The sequence below is a fragment of the Streptomyces sp. RerS4 genome (assembly GCF_023515955.1).
In the GTDB taxonomy this organism is placed as follows: domain Bacteria; phylum Actinomycetota; class Actinomycetes; order Streptomycetales; family Streptomycetaceae; genus Streptomyces.
The window spans coordinates 4,850,331-4,863,830 of the sequence record NZ_CP097322.1 but is presented as its reverse complement, the minus strand read 5'-3'; the positions used below and the strand labels follow the sequence as shown (position 1 = coordinate 4,863,830).

General features: G+C 72.9%; 15 protein-coding genes. 7 read left to right on the top strand and 8 right to left on the bottom strand.

Annotated elements, in window-relative coordinates; translation table 11 throughout:
- The first annotated feature begins 384 nt into the window (after positions 1 to 384).
- Positions 385 to 789 (top strand): DUF6479 family protein, encoded by a 405-nt coding sequence (locus tag M4D82_RS22710; RefSeq protein WP_249767799.1) that lies wholly within the window; start codon positions 385 to 387, stop codon positions 787 to 789.
- 50 nt (positions 790 to 839) lie between these two features.
- Here M4D82_RS22710 and M4D82_RS22705 read toward each other — a convergent pair whose 3' ends face one another.
- Together M4D82_RS22705 and ligD are read right to left on the bottom strand one after the other, a co-directional pair.
- Positions 840 to 1,760 (bottom strand): ATP-dependent DNA ligase, encoded by a 921-nt coding sequence (locus M4D82_RS22705; RefSeq protein WP_249767798.1) that lies wholly within the window; start codon positions 1,758 to 1,760, stop codon positions 840 to 842.
- Positions 1,757 to 2,641 carry a non-homologous end-joining DNA ligase gene (gene ligD, locus M4D82_RS22700; RefSeq protein WP_249767797.1) on the bottom strand — a complete coding sequence of 295 codons (885 nt, stop codon included), beginning with the start codon at positions 2,639 to 2,641 and terminating at the stop codon, positions 1,757 to 1,759. The genes M4D82_RS22705 and ligD overlap by 4 nt, the downstream gene beginning before the upstream one ends.
- Before the next feature lie 31 nt (positions 2,642 to 2,672).
- Between ligD and ku the strand changes: the two genes are divergently transcribed.
- The gene (ku, locus tag M4D82_RS22695; protein WP_249767796.1) at positions 2,673 to 3,812 is read left to right on the top strand and encodes a non-homologous end joining protein Ku; all 1,140 of its coding nucleotides are present in this window, start codon (positions 2,673 to 2,675) and stop codon (positions 3,810 to 3,812) included.
- A gap of 21 nt (positions 3,813 to 3,833) precedes the next feature.
- On the opposite strand, the gene M4D82_RS22690 is transcribed toward ku, so the two are convergent.
- Positions 3,834 to 4,628 carry a nuclease-related domain-containing protein gene (locus M4D82_RS22690; RefSeq protein WP_249767795.1) on the bottom strand — a complete coding sequence of 265 codons (795 nt, stop codon included), beginning with the start codon at positions 4,626 to 4,628 and terminating at the stop codon, positions 3,834 to 3,836.
- 205 nt (positions 4,629 to 4,833) lie between these two features.
- Between M4D82_RS22690 and M4D82_RS22685 the strand changes: the two genes are divergently transcribed.
- Entirely contained in the window at positions 4,834 to 5,427 is a 594-nt protein-coding gene (locus tag M4D82_RS22685) for a hypothetical protein (RefSeq protein ID WP_249767794.1), read from the top strand.
- An 89-nt stretch (positions 5,428 to 5,516) separates the two neighbouring features.
- Here M4D82_RS22685 and M4D82_RS22680 read toward each other — a convergent pair whose 3' ends face one another.
- From M4D82_RS22680 to M4D82_RS22670, 3 genes are read right to left on the bottom strand one after another with little or no spacing between them, the layout of a single operon-like run.
- The gene (locus tag M4D82_RS22680; RefSeq protein WP_249767793.1) at positions 5,517 to 5,804 is read right to left on the bottom strand and encodes a DUF8847 domain-containing protein; all 288 of its coding nucleotides are present in this window, start codon (positions 5,802 to 5,804) and stop codon (positions 5,517 to 5,519) included.
- Between the two features lie 33 nt (positions 5,805 to 5,837).
- Positions 5,838 to 6,551 carry a TetR/AcrR family transcriptional regulator gene (locus tag M4D82_RS22675; protein ID WP_249767792.1) on the bottom strand — a complete coding sequence of 238 codons (714 nt, stop codon included), beginning with the start codon at positions 6,549 to 6,551 and terminating at the stop codon, positions 5,838 to 5,840.
- 22 nt (positions 6,552 to 6,573) lie between these two features.
- Entirely contained in the window at positions 6,574 to 7,503 is a 930-nt protein-coding gene (locus M4D82_RS22670) for an AurF N-oxygenase family protein (protein ID WP_249767791.1), read from the bottom strand.
- 193 nt (positions 7,504 to 7,696) lie between these two features.
- On the opposite strand from M4D82_RS22670, the gene M4D82_RS22665 reads away from it, so the two are divergent.
- Positions 7,697 to 8,827 carry a ferritin-like domain-containing protein gene (locus M4D82_RS22665; protein WP_249767790.1) on the top strand — a complete coding sequence of 377 codons (1,131 nt, stop codon included), beginning with the start codon at positions 7,697 to 7,699 and terminating at the stop codon, positions 8,825 to 8,827.
- Between the two features lie 62 nt (positions 8,828 to 8,889).
- Positions 8,890 to 9,591: a LamG domain-containing protein gene (locus tag M4D82_RS22660; protein WP_249767789.1), complete on the top strand. Its 702-nt coding sequence runs from the start codon at positions 8,890 to 8,892 to the stop codon at positions 9,589 to 9,591.
- 10 nt (positions 9,592 to 9,601) lie between these two features.
- On the opposite strand, the gene M4D82_RS22655 is transcribed toward M4D82_RS22660, so the two are convergent.
- Positions 9,602 to 11,074 carry a penicillin-binding transpeptidase domain-containing protein gene (locus M4D82_RS22655; RefSeq protein WP_249767788.1) on the bottom strand — a complete coding sequence of 491 codons (1,473 nt, stop codon included), beginning with the start codon at positions 11,072 to 11,074 and terminating at the stop codon, positions 9,602 to 9,604.
- A complete protein-coding gene (locus M4D82_RS22650) occupies positions 11,071 to 12,459 on the bottom strand; it encodes an FtsW/RodA/SpoVE family cell cycle protein (RefSeq protein ID WP_249767787.1) in 1,389 nt (462 codons plus the stop codon). The genes M4D82_RS22655 and M4D82_RS22650 overlap by 4 nt, the downstream gene beginning before the upstream one ends.
- A gap of 96 nt (positions 12,460 to 12,555) precedes the next feature.
- Here M4D82_RS22650 and M4D82_RS22645 point away from each other — a divergent pair, with 96 nt between their 5' ends.
- Positions 12,556 to 12,945 (top strand): DUF6325 family protein, encoded by a 390-nt coding sequence (locus M4D82_RS22645; protein ID WP_249767786.1) that lies wholly within the window; start codon positions 12,556 to 12,558, stop codon positions 12,943 to 12,945.
- Positions 12,945 to 13,367, top strand: coding sequence for a hypothetical protein (locus M4D82_RS22640; RefSeq protein WP_249767785.1), 423 nt, complete (start codon positions 12,945 to 12,947; stop codon positions 13,365 to 13,367). The genes M4D82_RS22645 and M4D82_RS22640 overlap by 1 nt, the downstream gene beginning before the upstream one ends.
- Positions 13,368 to 13,500 lie beyond the last annotated feature (133 nt).

The following is a 13,500-nucleotide window of genomic DNA, read 5'->3' as shown; positions in this document are numbered from 1 at the left end:
GGGCGGCCGGCGGATCAGGTGCGGGCGGAGGACCGGGCGGGCCGGGCGGGCCTACGGATCGAGCACGGCCGGCGCCCGGGTATGCCCTGGGGCCGGGCAGAGCTGGTGCCCCGAATGGGCCGGCGGACCAGGCGGACCGGCGACGGGGCGGCCGGCGACCGGATGCGGTCGGGGGCGCGGGCGGGGCGGCGGCTGGGCGTCCAGCCGATCAGGTGTGGCCGGTGGACCGGGTGCGGTGGGGGGCCGGGCGGGCCGGCGGCGGGGTAGGTGTGCCGCCGGTGGTGAAGTGGGGCGGCGGGGTGGGCGGCTGGGGGGTGGGGGGTTGGGCCGGTTGGCGGGGGTTGGGTGGCGCATATTGGGGCTAAGTGCGGGAAAATGGGGTGTATGAACACGACCCTGACCTACATCGCGCTGGACAGGATCCTGACCGACATCGCGTGGTTCCTGGTGGTCGGAATCATCGTGGCCGGGTTCCTCCTCGGGGGGTTCAAGCTGGGCCAGCGCGTGCGGGCGAAGGAGCCGCCGCCGCCCACCCCCGAGAGCCAGCCGCACCTGCCGAACGGCGGCGCGGTGCACGAGGTGCGCGAGGAGCGCGAGGACGTCGAGATCCCGGAGGGCGGTCTACGTCCGCACGAGATGCAGGGCTACGGGAACTTCGGGTCCCGCCCCCACAGCCACCCCGAGGAGGCGCGCGCCGAGCGCGAATCGGGCTACGAGCAGCCCGAGGGGCCCGGACCGCACCCCCAGCCCGGCGCTCCCCCGGACGCGGGGCGCGGCGCCCACGCCTGACCTCAGCCGCCTGATCCGCCACAGCCTCTGACCCGCGCCTCCCGCGCGGGTCAGAGGTCTGTCAGGTCCGTCCGGAGCCGGAGTACCTCCGGCGGCGGGTGGCGGGTCGAGGTGTGTCGGATCTCGGCGGCCAGGGGCGGGTCCAGCGGGTGGTACGGCACGTCCCCGACGCCGATCGCCGTCGCGATCGACACAGGGGCGCGACCCGCCTTCCCACTGGCTGCCAGCGCCGCCGCCAGCTCGGCCCGCAGCCCCGCCGACAGCGGGCTCGACACCAGCGGGGTCTCGTCCTCCGCCCCGGCCGGCACCAGGACGAGCGCCGACGGGCGGCGCGGCGTCCCGGTGTAGCCGACCACCGCCGCGTCGCGGACGTCGGTGTGGCGCAGCTTGCGCCAGGCGCGCCGGCCGGCCGGGTAGGCCTCGTCCAGCCGTTTCACCACCAGCCCCTCGATGCCGCTGGCGGGCAGGGTCTCGTACCAGGTCTCGGCCAGTTCGACGTCGGTGGTCATCGGGACGGGCTGGAGCGGCGGGCCGAGCGGCAGCAGCAGGTCGACGAGGAGCGCGCGGCGACGCTCGTACGGGCGCCCGCGCACGTCGACCCCGGCCAGTTCCAGCACGTCGAACGCCGCGTACGAGGCCGGCAGGCTCTGCGCGAGCACCGCCGCGCGGGCCGCCGTCGGCGCCGCGGCCCGCCGCTGGACCAGCGCGAAGTCCGTGCGGCCGGCGCTCCAGACCACCACCTCGCCGTCGAGCACCGTCCCGGCGGGCAGCAGGAGGGCGGCGGCCACCAGGTCGGGGAAGGCCGCGGTGACGTCGCGCCCGGAGCGGGCCTGGAGCACGACACCGGTGGCCGTACGCACGACCACGAGGCGGTGGCCGTCGAACTTGGGCTCGTACGCCAGACCCGCCCCCTGCGGCAGGCTCCGTACGGCGACGGCGAGGGCGACGCGGATCGGCGGGTCCGTGGTCACGGCAGCCTCCCCGCCCGGTCCGGGTCGGTCAGCGGGGCGAACAGGTCCCCGTCGGCGGCGAGCCGCGGCGGGATGTCGTCGGCGAGGAACAGCAGGTCGGAGGGGGTACGGCAGGCGGTGACCTCCTCCCACGAGACGGGCGCGGAGACGGTCGGCAGGGCGCGGGCCCGCAGGGTGTAGGGGGCCGCGGTGGTCTTGGCGGCGGCGTTCTGGCTGTGGTCGACGAACACCTTGCCGGGGCGCAGGTCCTTGGCCATCCGGTGGGTGGTCAGCTCGGGCAGCGCCCGTTCGGCCTCCTGGGCCAAGCCCTTGGCGTACGCCGACACCTGCTCGGAGGGGGTCGGCTCGACCGCCACGGCCAGGTGGAGCCCCTTGGAGCCGGAGGTTTTGGCGTAGGCCTCCAGTCCGTCGGCGGCGAGCCGCTCGCGCAGCCACAGGGCGATGGCGCAGCACTCGACGACGCCGGCGGGCGGGCCGGGGTCGAGGTCGAAGACGATGCGGTCGGCGATGGCGGGGGCGCCGGCGCGCCACTGGGGGGTGTGGAACTCCACTACGAGGTTGGCGGCCCACATCAGGCTCGGCAGGTCGTCGACGACGACCTGTTCGGCGCGGGGGTCATCGGAGCGGGGCACGGGGGCCGTCCTCACCCATTCGGGGGTACCGGGCGGCGGGTTCTTGGTGAAGAACAGCTGCCCGTCGGGGCCGTCCGGATAGCGCAGGAAGGAGACCGGCCGGTCCCGGACGTGCGCGAGGAGGTGGTCCGCGATGGTGGCGTAGTAGTGCAGGACCTCGCCCTTGGTGAAGCCGGTCCGCTGGTACAGGACCTTGTCCAGGTTGCTGAGCGCGATCCGACGCCCCTCCACCATGGTGATCGGCGTCATACGATGAGATTGCCACGAATCAGGAGGAACCGTGCGATCCATTTGGAACGGGGCGATCTCCTTCGGCTTGGTCAGCATTCCGATCAAGCTCGTCAACGCCACCGAGAGTCATTCGATCTCCTTCCGTCAGATCCATGTGACCGACGGCGGCCGCGTCCGGTACCGCAAGGTCTGCGAGCTGGACGGGGAGGAGGTGTCCGGCTCCGAGATCGGCAAGGGGTACGAGGAGGCGGACGGGTCGATCATCCCGATCACGGACGAGGACCTGGCGCAGCTGCCCATTCCGACGACGAAGACGATCGAGATCGTGTCCTTCGTCCCGGCCGACGAGATCGATCCCCTCCAGATGGACGCCGCGTACTACCTCGCGGCGAACGGGGCCACGGCGGCCAAGCCGTACACGCTGTTGCGGGAGGCGCTCAAGCGCAGCCGGAAGGTGGCGATCGCCAAGTTCGCGCTGCGGGGGCGGGAGCGGCTGGGGATGCTGCGGGTCGTCGACGATGTGATCGCGATGCACGGACTGCTGTGGCCGGACGAGATCCGGGAGCCGGAGGGGGTGGCGCCGGAGGCGTCGGTGTCGGTGCGGGAGGCCGAACTCGACCTGGCGGACGCGCTGATGGCGACGCTGGGCGAGGTGGAGATGGCCTCGTTGCACGACGACTACCGCGAGGCCGTGGAGTCGATGCTGGAGGCGAAGGCGAGCGGCGCGTTCGAGCCGACGGAGGCCGTGGTGGAGCCGGCGGGCGGGAAGGTCATCGACCTGATGGCGGCGCTGGAGAGCAGCGTACGGGCGGCGAAGGCCTCGCGGGGCGAGGCCGAGGAGACGGGCGAGAAGACGGGCGAGGAGGGGCCCGAGGCCGAGGTGACGCCGATCCGGCGGGGGGTGAAGAAGACGGCGGCCGCGTCGCCGAAGGCGGTGGGCGGGAAGAAGTCGACGGCTTCGAGCGCGAAGAAGACGGCCTCTTCGGCTTCGGCGAGGAAGTCGACGGCCAAGTCGACGGCGTCCAAGTCGACCGCTTCCGCTTCGAAGTCCACGGCCGCCAAGTCCACGACGAAGTCCACCGCGTCGAAGTCCACGATCTCCAAGTCCGGCGCGTCGAAGTCCACTTCGGCCTCCGCGAAGAAGACGGCGGCGAAGAAGGCGGCGCCCAGAAAGCGCAGTTCGGCCTGATACGACGGCCCGACGGCCGCCTCAGGTCCAGGTCGGGAGGCTGCGGGCCAGGCCGAACAGGGCTTCCACATCCGGGGGTTTGAGGCACTGGGGTATCCCCCTGAGCGTGCTCGCGGCCGTCGGGGGTTGGAGGACCAGGATGTCCCGGACGGTCGGGGCCACCTCCACGCGGGAGGCGTCGGCCAGGGCCAGGACCGGGGTCACCGGCGCCGTCAACAGCCGGGCGGCGCAGGCCGCCGCGCGGCGGATCCAGCGCGGGTCGGGGCGGGGTTCGGAGCGGCCCACCGTGAGCAGCAGGTCCCCGATCCGGGCCCGCTGACGGCGGCCCGGGACGGTGCGGACGGCGAGCACCCCGGACGGGCCGACGAGCAGGTGGTCCAGGAGCCCGAGTCCGGGGAGCGGGACGTCGTGCAGGGCCCGCCAGTCGGCGGCTTCGAGGGCGTCGAGCTCCGCGCCCACCCGTTGCCGGGCGTGGAGGTCCTGGCGGAGCCGGTGGCGGGCCCGGCTGCCCGGGGTTCCGTAGGCGAGCTCGCCGATCAGGATCTCCCCCGGCCGGTTCGGGGCCAGGTCCTCGTCGGGTGGCAGGGCCAGGCGGCGCAGCTCGGCGGCGGTGGGGACGGGGGGCGGGCCCACGGTCCAGCCACCGGTCAAGTACGGGCGTAGGGCGGCCAGTACGGCGTCGCGTTGATCGTCGGACAGTACGCTGATCCGGTTGGTCCGACGGTCGTACCAGGCGACCGCCCGCCCGTCGGGCCCGTTCACGTACAGCATGCCCCGGCCGGGCCGACCGCTCGGAAGCACCTTGAGTGCGCGCATCGCCCTCACCCCCGCCCTCCATGGGAGCAGGCGGCGCCGCCGGCGGCAATCCCCCTGTTGTGTAACGACTCCGTCGGGTCGCTGCGGCATTGCTGTTACAAGGCCAGCGCCATATCGCAACGGCCGCCGCCTACGTTGGTGCCCTCTGGACCCACTTGCCCTCCGGCCCCACTGCCGGTCCTCCTGCCCGCGTCGAAGGAAGCCCGTGAACACCGTCAGCCGCCGCACCACCGTTCGCGCCGTCGCCGTGACCGCCTGCGCCGCCGGTCTGCTGGCACTGCCCGCCGCCGCCGCGTTCGCCGAGGGGGCGCCGGCCGCTTCCGCGCCGGGTGCGCGGCGCACGCTCGTCAAGAGCGTCGCGCTGGCCGACGGCCGGTCGACGGCGAAGGTGTACCGGGTCGCGAAGGACGCGTACCAGGCCGACATCGTGCGCGCCGGTGCCACCGTGGCGACGCTGACCAGCCGGGACGGGTTCACCGGCTTCGGGAACACCGGTGAGCTGCACGCGGCGCTGCGGCCCGACGGCCGGCTGTCCTCGTGGGTCGACGGCACCCGCCCCGAGGGCGGTTCGCACCTGGTGGCCGGGGACGGACACAAGACGGGGACGCGCGGCGGCGGACACGTCACGCCGGCCGAGGAGCGCGGCCCGATCGGGACCGCCGACGCGCTGCGGCTGAACACCCTCGCCGACGGGCCGGGCGACGGCATGCTGCTGCTCGCGGCGGGCGGCGGCATCGCGGCCGTCGGCGCCGCCGGGCTGGGCTTCGCGATGCTGCGGCGGGGGCGTACGGACGGCTGACCCGGGCGGCCCTGGTCCCGGGGCCCCGGCTCCGGGGGCTCAGGGGTTCGGACGGCTCAAGGGTCCTAACGGCTCCCGACTCGGACGGCTCAGGGGGTCGGGGGCTTCGGGGGCTTCGGGGGCTTCGTCCAGGGCCAGCGCGGGCGGGGCTTCTCACCCGTTGGGGAGAAGGCGTACTTCCAGCCCTTCTGGAGGTGCAGCCGCTTCGTGTAGCCGGCCGGGACGCGCTCGTAGAGCAGGACCGTCGGGGGGCCGCCGTCCGGGGCCGGGACGGGGATCTCGTACCACTTCGGCGGGTGGCCGGTCGGGCCGACGAGGACGGGGAGGACCCTGCCGTCCATCGGGCCCCCTTCGAAGGGGGTCGGTTCGCTTCTCACCCCACCAGTGTCACCCGTGCCACCCGGCGCGCGTCACAGCAGGTGCGCGGCCTCGGAGACCACGGGGACGACACGCCGGGCGAGGACGCCGACCGGGCCGTCCGCCGGTTCCAGCGCGAGCGCCGCCCGCGCGGCGGCGGCCGTCTGCGGGTCGGTGGCGGCGGTGGCCGTGAGGAGGGCGATGAACTGGTCGACGAGCCAGTCGCGCAGGGAGTCGACCTCGGGCTGTTTGCCCTCGTCGATCCAGATCAGCGAGGCCGCCTCGACGGCCGTGATCCAGGTGCGGACCATCATGCGCAGGCGCGGGCCGGGGGCGGGCACGCCGAGGTGGACGAGGATCTGGTGGGCGGCGGCGCGGCGGATGCCGTCCACCGTCGCGGTGGTGCGGGAGGTCTCGACGACGCTGCCGCCGTGGAGGAGGGCGGCGAAGCCGGCGTCGTGTTCGTCCACGAAGGCCAGGTAGCGGTCCAGGGCGCGCGACAGTCGGCGGGTGAGGGGGCCGGACTGGGGTTCGGCGAAGCACAGTTCGAGCAGGTCGGCCGCCGAGCGCAGGGCCGCCTCGTAGAGCTGCTGTTTGCCGCCGGGGAAGTACCGGTAGACCAGCGGCCTGGACACCCCGGCGGCCTCCGCGACGTCGTCGAGGGAGACCTCTTCGGGTGCCCGCTGGGCGAACAGCGCCAGGGCGGCGTCGAGGAGTTGGGCCCGCCGCTCCTCGACGCCCAGTCTGCGGTAGGCCCGTACGGTCATGTGTGCAGCGTAGACGAGACCGCTACGCGAGGAGGCCGGACATCTGCCAGAGTCGACGGCCGACTCCGCTGAGCACGCCGATGTCGTCGAGGAAGTCGGTGAGCCGCTTGGCGCCGGTCTGCATCACCTCGCGGCGGTGGCCGCTGGCCCTGACCTGGGCGACGGCCTCGCGCCGGTCGAGGCCGACGTTCTCGTAGACGGCCGGGTTGACGAAGGCGCGGGAGAAGACGCGGGCGGCCTCGCCGCAGCTGACGCGGGTCAGCTCCCGTTCCCAGCGCGGGGCGGTGAGCATCTGGCGGCGCAGTTCCTCGCGGGCGTAGCGGACGTGGCGGGCCTCTTCGATGACGTGGATGCGGGTGACGCCGCGCACCAGGGGCTGGACGCGCTCGTCGGGGAAGGTCAGGCGCTGCATCCAGTCGAGGACCTCCTCGCCGAGGAGGGTGCAGGCGAAGGAGCCGGGGGTGGTGGAGACCGTCTTGAGGACGCGGCCGAGGTTGTGGTGGACGCGGGAGACGGGGTACTCGGGGGCTCCGTGGTGGCGGATCATGCGGGCGAACATCATCGAGTGCCGGCATTCGTCGGCGATCTCGGTGAGGGCGTAGCGGACGTGGTTGCTGGTCGGGGACTTGTCGTAGATGTGGCGGACGAGGAGCTGCATGAGGATGATCTCGAACCAGATGCCGAGCGAGCCGAGGGCGGCGGCTTCGTGGCGGGAGAGTTCGACGCGCTGCTCCTCGCCCATCCGCTTCCACATCGGGGTGTCGTAGAGGGAGATCAGCTCGGGCGGCCAGTAGTACTTGCCCTCGACCGGCGGGGTGTCCCAGTCGAGTTCCGTGTCCGGGTCGAAGGAGTGCTTGGCCGAGGATTCGAGCAGGCGCTCGGCGACCTGTTCGCGGTCCTTGAGGAGACCGAGGGCGTCCCTGAGCGCGGGTCGCTGCGTCACTGTCGTCATGGCTTCGGGCACCTCGCGTGTGGATGGCTCGGCTCTGGGCACCTCCGGGTTACCGGCGGTCACCTCTTATGAGACTGCTCGTCAGCAAGGCCGTCAATCCCCCGCGCGCGACTTGTTGACCCCACGTCTAGCAACGTGTGACGCTGCCAACCGTCCAGTCCTGTACGGAAGTACGTGAGACCAGGAGGCGTCAGTGTCGACGCACGAGCTCTACACCAAGGCCCCGGGCGAGGACGTCTGGCGGATCCCCGCCTCCGGTTCGGCCCGCTTCAGCTGGGAGTACGACGGCGGCCGCGAACGGCTCCTCGCCCTGTACCAGAAGGGCAAGGACAAGCAGTGGGACGGCGCCAAACGCATCGACTGGGACATCGAGGTCGACCCGTACGACCCGCTGGGCACCCCCGACGAGGTCCTCACCCTGTACGGGACGCGGTACTGGGCCAAGATGACCGAGAAGGACAAGGGCGACCTGCGACGCCACTACAGCGCCTGGAACTTCAGCCAGTTCCTGCACGGCGAGCAGGGCGCGATGGTGTGCGCGGCGCGCATCGTGGAGTCGGTGCCCGACCTCGACGCGAAGTTCTACTCGGCCACCCAGACCATGGACGAGGCCCGCCACGCGGAGATCTTCGGCCGCTTCCTGCACGAGAAGGTCGGGATGCTCTACCCGGCCAACGACCACCTCCGGGAACTCCTCGGCGACACCCTGCGCGACTCCCGCTGGGACATGCCGTACCTGGGCATGCAGGTGCTCATCGAGGGGCTGGCGCTGGCGGCGTTCGGCATGATCCGCGACACCACGGACAAGCCGCTGCCGAAGCAGATCCTCGCCTACGTGATGCAGGACGAGGCCCGCCACGTGGCCTTCGGACGCATGGCCCTGCGCGACTACTACCGGCAACTGACGGACGCCGAACTGCGCGAGCGCGAGGAGTTCGTGATCGAGGGCTGCCACCTGATGCGCGACCGGCTGCGCGGGGTGGAGGTGCTGGAGAACTTCGGCGTCCCGAGGAAGGAGGCCGAGGAGTTCAGCGAACGGTCCGAATTCCTGCGGCTGTTCCGCAAGCTCCTCTTCAGCCGGATCGTGCCGTGCGTGAAGGACATCGGCCTGTGGGGCGACCGCCTCCAGAAGGCGTACCTGGACATGGGCGTCTTCGACATGGGCGACTCCAACCTCGACCTCCTGATGACCCAGGACGAGGAGATCGCCGAATCCCTCGACCGCGAACGCTTCGCGGCCGAGGAACGCGCCCGCGTGGCGGAGGTGGAGGCCACCATCCAGGAGGGCGCGGGCGGGTCGGCGGGATCCGCGGCACGGGAATAGTGTGATTACTCTGAGTGAGAACAGGCGCGTGGCGTGCGGGGGTGGGGGGCACACCAAGGGGTATGGCTACGGGCGCTTTCGGGTGGGTGCGGTGGGTGGGGTCGTTGGTCGGGGGGCGGCGGGAGGTGGTGTTCGAGGCCGACTTCGGGTCGGCCGCGCAGTGGGTGGCCGGGCGGTCCTGGGCGTATCCCGACGGGGGGCCCGTCAATCCGGGGGACAACAAGCTCGACCACCTCACCGCCGACCCCGCCTACAGCCGCGGCGGCACCTTCCGCGCCACCCCGCGCCCCGACGGGAACTGGGACACCGGACTGCTCACCACCGAGGGCAGCGACGAGGGGTTCACGGTGCGCACCGGCGACGTGCTGGAGGCCCGGATCCGCCTCCCGGAGGAGGTCGGGGCCTGGCCGGCGATCTGGACCTGGCGCGACGGCGACCAGGAGGTCGACGTCTTCGAGTACCACCCCGACAACCCCGACCTGCTGGAACTGTCCAACCACGTCCGCGAGGCACACCTCTACCACCGCGATCCGCAGGTCGCGCCCGGCGCCTGGGTCGACCTGAAGGTCGAGTTCGGCCGTAGCTCCGTCGTGTGGTGGGTCAACGGCACCCGCGTCTTCTCCGACCGGCGCGGCGTGGGCCGCGGCTGGCGCGCGTACCTCATCGTCAACCTGTCGGTGTCGGCCGGGCGTTACCACCCCGCGCCCGGACCGGGGGTGACGGAGATGTCCTACGAGGTCACGCGGCTTCGGGTGTATCGGTGACAGCGGCCCTTCAGCGCCGCCGAGGCCGGGCCGACAGTGCCGCCTCCATGACCGCGCGGGCGATCGGCGCCGCCGCGCTGTTGCCGCTGATGCCCCGCCGGTCGGCCACCGCGTCCTCGACCACCACCGCGACCGCCACCGCCGCCTGCGGCGCGTCCTCGGCCCTCGCCCAGGAGATGAACCAGGCGTACGGGGTACCGGCGTTGCCCACCCCGTGCTGCGCGGTGCCCGTCTTGCCGCCGACGACCGCGCCGGGGATCGCCGCGTTGCGCCCGGTGCCGTCCTCGACCACGCTCACCATCAGCTCCTGCATCCGCAGCGCCGTCGACGGACTCATCGCGCGGCTCAGCGTGCGCTGATCGGCGCGCCGGACCGGGGAGCCGTCCTCCTGCGTCGTGCGGTCCACCAGGTAGGGGGTCCGCACCTCGCCGCCGTTAGCGACGGCCGCCGCCACCATCGCCATCTGGAGCGGCGTCGCCTTCGTGTTGAACTGCCCGATCGAGGACAGGGCCAGCTGGTCCAGGCTCATGTCCGTGTCGAAGTCGGAGCGCGAGACCCACGACGGCACGCGCAGCCCGCCGTCGTTGAAGCCGAAGCGCTCGGCCGCCGCCACCATGCGCCGCAGCCCGACCCGCACCCCGATCTTCGCCATCACCGTGTTGCAGGACCACCGCACGGCCTCAGCCATCGAGGCGTCCTCGCAGCCGGTGCCGGCGTTCGGCAGCAGGGTGTCCGTGCCGGGCAGCGGGTACGGGTCGGGAGTCTGGGTGGGGGCGTCGGCGTCGGTGACCACGCCCGCGTCGAGGGCGGCGGCGGCCGTCACGATCTTGAACGTGGAACCCGGCGGGTACGTCTCGCGCAGCGCCCGGTTCAGCATCGGCCGGGTCGGGTCGGCGTTCAGCCGCTCCCAGGCCGCCTTGACCCGCGTGCCCGTGCCCGACAGCAGGCCCGGATCGTACGAGGGGCTGCTGACCAGCGCCAGGATCCGGCCCGTCGCCGGCTCCAGCGCGGCCACCGCCCCGCGTTTGCCACCGAGGCCCCGGTACGCGGCCGTCTGGAGGGCGGCCCGGATGGTGGTGGCCGCGTCGCCGCCGCCGGGGCGGCCGCGCGAGAGCTCGTACCAGAGCGGGAACGCCGACAGCCCCGGGTCGGTGCCCGCCAGGATCGCGTCCTCGGCGCGCTCGACGAAGCTGGTGCCGTACGTCTGGGAGGAGAAGCCGGTGACGGGCGCGTAGAGGGGGCCGTCGGCGTACGTCCGTTCGTAACGCAGGAGTTGTCCGCTGTCGCGGGAGCCCGTGACGGGTTTGCCGTCGACCAGGATGTCCCCGCGCGGTTCGGCGTACCGCGCGATGACGGGGCGCTTGTTGGCCGGATTCGCCCCGTAGGCGGCGGCCTCCCAGACCTGCACGCGGGCCACGTTGACGAGCAGGGCGAGCAGCAGCAGGGCGCAGAAGTACGCGCACCAGCGGATGTAGCGGATCACGCGGCCCCCTCCGCCGGGGGCCGGGGTCTGCGGGCGCTGTCGCTGAGCCGGACCAGCAGGGCGACGATGATCCAGTTGGTGACGACGGACGAGCCGCCCTGGGCCAGGAAGGGCATGGCCATGCCGGTGAGCGGGATCAGACCGGTCACGCCGCCCGCGATCACGAACACCTGGAGCGCGACGATCGAGGCGAGTCCGGTGGCGAGGAGGCGCCCGAAGGGGTCGCGCAGCGCGAGGCCGGCGCGGAAACCCCGGGAGACGAGCAGCCCGTAGAGCAGCAGGATCGCGGTGAGGCCGACGAGGCCGAGCTCCTCGCCGGCAGTGGCGAGGACGAAGTCCGATTTGGCGGCGAAGCCGATGAGGAACGACTGACCGTGGCCGAGGCCGGCGCCGAGCAGGCCGCCGGCGGCGAAGGCGAAGAGGGACTGGGCGAGCTGGCCGGGGCCCTCGCCGCGCTCGATGGAGGCGAAAGGATTCAGCCAGTCGTCGACCCGGCTGTGCACGTGCGGCTCGAAGGTGCCGACGGCGTAGGCGCCGAAGGCGGCGAGCAGCAGGCCGATGGCGATCCAGCCGATCCGACCGGTGGCCGTGAACAGCATGATCACGAAGAGGCCGAAGAAGAGGAGCGAGGTGCCGAGGTCCCGCTCCAGGACCAGCAACCCGACGCTGAGCAGCCAGATCGCGAGGATCGGGCCGAGGACCCGGCCGGGCAGCAGGCGCAGCCTCCAGAACAGGCGGCGGCCGGTGAGGGCGAGGGCGGTGCGGTTCGCGGCGAGGTAGGCGGCGAAGAACACCGCGAGCAGGATCTTCGCGAACTCCCCCGGCTGGAAGGACAGGCCCGCGAACCGGATCCAGATGTGGGCGCCGTTGACCGCCGGGAAGAAGACGGGGACCAGCATCAGGGCGAGGGCCGCGGTGACGGACAGGTACGCGTACCGCTGGAGGACGCGGTGGTCGCGCAGCACGACCACGACGAGCACGAACAGCGCCACCCCGAGCGCGGACCAGCGCAGCTGCGTGCCGGCGCCGGCCTCGCCGGGGGTGGCGAGGTCGAGGCGCTGGATGAGGACGAGCCCGAGCCCGTTGAGCAGGACGGCGATGGGGAGGAGGAGCGGGTCGGCGTAGGGGGCCCGGAGGCGGACGGCGAGGTGGGCCAGGAGGGCGGTGAGGGAGAGGGCTGCGGCGTAGTGGGGGGTTGAGGTGAGGGGGGTGGGGGTGGGGCTCGGGGTGGGGCCGCCTGTGAGGGCTACGTAGGAGTGGCCCAGGACCGAGATCAGGACCGCGCCGGCGAGGAGGGTCAGCTCGACGCCGCGACGCTTGGGGGCGTCGGCGTCGGGGGGCGGGAGCGGAGCGGGCTCCGTCACCTTCGCCGTCAGAGCGGTCATGGGGGAAACGTAGCAAGGGTGGGGCAGGTATGTCCGGTTATGTCATAGTGTGCCGAAGAGTCGTCAGAAACGGTCAGGAGTAGGGAGCCGCGCCGTATGGGACCTGTGGAGTTCATCGTCCTCGCCTTCCCGGAGGAGCAGCTGCGGGTCCCGGCGGTCGAGGCCGTCATGGGGCTGCGGAAGACGGGGGTGGTGCGCCTGATCGACGGGCTCGTCGCGACGAAGACGGCGGCCGGGGAGGTCCTGGCGGCGGAGTTCGACGAGTTCGTGGAGCTACGGGGCATCCTCGTCGGACGCGACGTCGCGCGGCTGATCGGCCCGGAGGACGTGCGGGAGGCGGCGGAACTGCTGGAGCGGGGCAGCTGCGCGCTGTTGTTGCTGGTCGAGCACGTGTGGGCACAGGACGCGGCACTGGCCGTACGGGCGGCCGGCGGGCGGATCGTGGGCTCGGTCCGGATCCCGGCGGACCGGGTGGAGGTGGCCTGATGTTCATTCGGCCGGTGGGCACGAAGGTCACGGCGACGCCCCGCGCCCCGGGGCACCCGCTGCTGCGGGGGATGCTGAGGCGCGCGGCGGGGGCGGGGGCGGGGGCTGCGGAGTGGGGGGAGGCGGCGGGAGAGGGAGCTGCGGAGGTCTTGGCGGAGGAGGAGGTGGAGGCGTTGGTGGAGGCGGCCCGGTACGAGGACCCGGGCGCGGAGCCGGAGCCCTGGGAGGAGGCTCCGCCGGAGGCGGGGGCGGAGCCGGGCGGGGCTGCGGGGGCGGAGGGTGTGGGGGCGGGGGGCGCAAAGGCGGCGGGGTCGGGGCAGCTGGTGGCGGAACTGACGCAGCTGGCCGACCTGGCCCGGGAGGGGCTGCTCACCCCGGAGGAGTTCACGACGGCCAAGGCCCTGCTGCTGGGGCGGGGGTAGGGGGCGGGGTGCCGGCGGGCGGGATCAGGGAGGGTATGGGGATTTCCCGACCAGGACCGGCCCCGTCAGCGATGAGCGAGGGGTCGGGGCCGTCAGCCTTCCCGGGCATCCGGGCACCTCATGGCCCCCTTCG

Coding starts and splice junctions, on each gene's coding strand:
- M4D82_RS22660 (WP_249767789.1), top strand. CDS start 8,890: ATGGCTACGGGCGCTTTCGGGTGGGTGCGGTGGGTGGGGTCGTTGGTC.
- M4D82_RS22640 (WP_249767785.1), top strand. CDS start 12,945: ATGTTCATTCGGCCGGTGGGCACGAAGGTCACGGCGACGCCCCGCGCC.
- M4D82_RS22690 (WP_249767795.1), bottom strand. CDS start 4,628: ATGCGCGCACTCAAGGTGCTTCCGAGCGGTCGGCCCGGCCGGGGCATG.
- M4D82_RS22670 (WP_249767791.1), bottom strand. CDS start 7,503: ATGACGACAGTGACGCAGCGACCCGCGCTCAGGGACGCCCTCGGTCTC.
- M4D82_RS22645 (WP_249767786.1), top strand. CDS start 12,556: ATGGGACCTGTGGAGTTCATCGTCCTCGCCTTCCCGGAGGAGCAGCTG.
- M4D82_RS22650 (WP_249767787.1), bottom strand. CDS start 12,459: ATGACCGCTCTGACGGCGAAGGTGACGGAGCCCGCTCCGCTCCCGCCC.
- ligD (WP_249767797.1), bottom strand. CDS start 2,641: ATGACGCCGATCACCATGGTGGAGGGGCGTCGGATCGCGCTCAGCAAC.
- M4D82_RS22675 (WP_249767792.1), bottom strand. CDS start 6,551: ATGACCGTACGGGCCTACCGCAGACTGGGCGTCGAGGAGCGGCGGGCC.
- M4D82_RS22710 (WP_249767799.1), top strand. CDS start 385: ATGAACACGACCCTGACCTACATCGCGCTGGACAGGATCCTGACCGAC.